This window comes from Kitasatospora sp. NPDC059817 (genome assembly GCF_042731835.1).
Taxonomy (GTDB): Bacteria; Actinomycetota; Actinomycetes; order Streptomycetales; family Streptomycetaceae; genus Kitasatospora.
On the sequence record NZ_JBHWIR010000181.1, the window covers coordinates 1864 to 3786 of the forward strand.

Genomic DNA, 1923 nt, shown 5'->3' on the forward strand with positions numbered 1-1923 from the left:
CGCTCCACCCCCCCCGTGCCCACACCCCCTAGCCCCCCGCGTCGATGCTGCGTGTTGGCCCCCCCCCTCCCCGCCCGCCCGTCCGGCGCGTCTCGCGGAGCGGTGTCGTTTCCGCCCGTTGTGGGCCGTCCGGGGCCGCCGGTCTCGGACGGGACGGCTGCCCGGCAGACCATGAAAGGGTCAAATCTCAGTATTCGGTCTATCTGGTCTCGGCATTCGGTACGCTGATGACAGCGGGCCTTCGGTGTCCCTAGCATCGTCGACATGAAGCGACAGACGGATCTCACGAAGCGGCGGGCGGTCGACCTGTGCCGCGTGGCCGCCTGTCTGTGTCGAATGCGCTAACTCGGCGTTTTGGCTGGGCAGTTGAAGCCCGCCGCCGATTTTCCCGGTGACCTTGCCCGGCCACCCCGGCCGGCCGTCGCCGCCGCACCCCGCAGCTCCCCGCCCGGTCGGCCTGGATCACCACCCTCGTCCCAGTATTCGGACAGGAATTCGGACCGCAGTCGCCCGGGCACCCAGCAGCACCTCCCGAGCAGAACCTTCCGCACACCGCCCTCGGATGGAGAACACCACCATGAGCCGCAGCGACGTCCTGGTCGACGCCGACTGGGTCCAGGCCCACCTGGACGACCCGAAGGTCGTCATCGTCGAGGTCGACGAGGACACCTCCGCGTACGACAAGAACCACATCCGCAACGCCGTCCGGATCGACTGGAAGCAGGACCTCCAGGACCCGGTCCGCCGCGACTTCATCGACCAGGCCGGCTTCGACGCGCTGCTCAGCGCCAAGGGCATCGCCAACGACGACACCGTCGTGCTCTACGGCGGCAACAACAACTGGTTCGCCTCGTACGCCTACTGGTACTTCAAGCTGTACGGCCACGGTGACGTCCGCCTGCTGGACGGCGGCCGCAAGAAGTGGGAGCTGGACTCCCGCGACCTGGTCGCCGAGGTGCCGGCCCGCGAGGCCACCGAGTACCGGGCGCAGGCCGTCGACTCCTCGATCCGCGCCTTCCGCGACGACGTGCTCGCGGCCATCGGCCAGCTCAACCTGGTCGACGTCCGTTCGCCCGACGAGTTCTCCGGCAAGCTGCTCGCCCCGGCGCACCTCCCGCAGGAGCAGTCGCAGCGCCCCGGCCACGTGCCGAGCGCCCGCAACATCCCGTGGGCCAAGAACGCCAACGACGACGGCACCTTCAAGAGCGACGACGAGCTCAAGGCGCTGTACGAGGCCGAGGGCATCGACCTGGCGAAGGACACCATCGCCTACTGCCGCATCGGCGAGCGCTCCGCGCTCACCTGGTTCGTCCTGCACGAGCTGCTCGGCCAGGAGAACGTCAAGAACTACGACGGTTCGTGGACCGAGTACGGCAGCCTCGTCGGCGTGCCGATCGAGCTCGGCAGCAACTGAGCCCGCGGCTCGACCGTCGTCAGAAGGGAAGACAAGACATGTGCGGTGCGAAGGCCGGCGGCCCGGACCTGGCAGGAGTTGACGTGGCGAACGAAACGATCATCCAGGGTTCGGTGACCCGCGACGGTGAGCCGGTCAACGGCTACGTCCGGCTGCTCGACGAGGGGGGCGAGTTCACGGCCGAGGTGCCCACCTCGGCGACCGGCCAGTTCCGGTTCTTCGCCCGCCCGGGCAAGTGGACCCTGCGCGCGCTGGTGCCGGGCCAGACCGTGGACCGTCAGGTGGTGGCCTCCCAGGGCACCGCCGTCGAGGTCGCGATCGCGGTCTGATCGACGCCCGATCGACCCGATCGACCCGATCCACCTGATCCGCCCGATCCACCAGATCCGCGGACGAAGTACACCGAGGGCCCTGCCGCGGGGGGGGGCCCCGGGGGGGCGCGGGGTTGTGCGTGGGTCGAGGGTGCGCAGCCGTCGCAACCTGCCGACCTCGGGCGGCAGTTCGGTCAG

At 69.6% G+C, this 1923-nt stretch carries 3 protein-coding genes; all 3 read left to right on the forward strand.

All coding sequences use genetic code 11. The features are described from left to right. Positions 1-264: 264 nt before the first annotated feature. The 3 genes from ACFV61_RS28815 (at position 265) to ACFV61_RS28825 (ending at position 1743) form a co-directional block, all read left to right on the forward strand. The gene (locus tag ACFV61_RS28815; protein WP_350517234.1) at positions 265-345 is read left to right on the forward strand and encodes an Ms5788A family Cys-rich leader peptide; all 81 of its coding nucleotides are present in this window, start codon (positions 265-267) and stop codon (positions 343-345) included. Between the two features lie 232 nt (positions 346-577). After that, positions 578-1414, forward strand: a complete 837-nt coding sequence (locus tag ACFV61_RS28820) for a sulfurtransferase (protein ID WP_350885168.1) — start codon at positions 578-580, stop codon at positions 1412-1414. Between the two features lie 38 nt (positions 1415-1452). Further along, on the forward strand, positions 1453-1743 hold the full coding sequence (locus ACFV61_RS28825; RefSeq protein WP_030059605.1) for a DUF1416 domain-containing protein: 291 nt from the start codon (positions 1453-1455) through the stop codon (positions 1741-1743). The last annotated feature ends 180 nt before the right edge of the window (positions 1744-1923 follow it).

Excerpts from the sequence above, each read along its gene's own strand:
- ACFV61_RS28815 (WP_350517234.1), top strand. The coding sequence starts at position 265 with ATGAAGCGACAGACGGATCTCACGAAGCGGCGGGCGGTCGACCTGTGC.
- ACFV61_RS28820 (WP_350885168.1), top strand. The coding sequence starts at position 578 with ATGAGCCGCAGCGACGTCCTGGTCGACGCCGACTGGGTCCAGGCCCAC.
- ACFV61_RS28825 (WP_030059605.1), top strand. The coding sequence starts at position 1,453 with ATGTGCGGTGCGAAGGCCGGCGGCCCGGACCTGGCAGGAGTTGACGTG.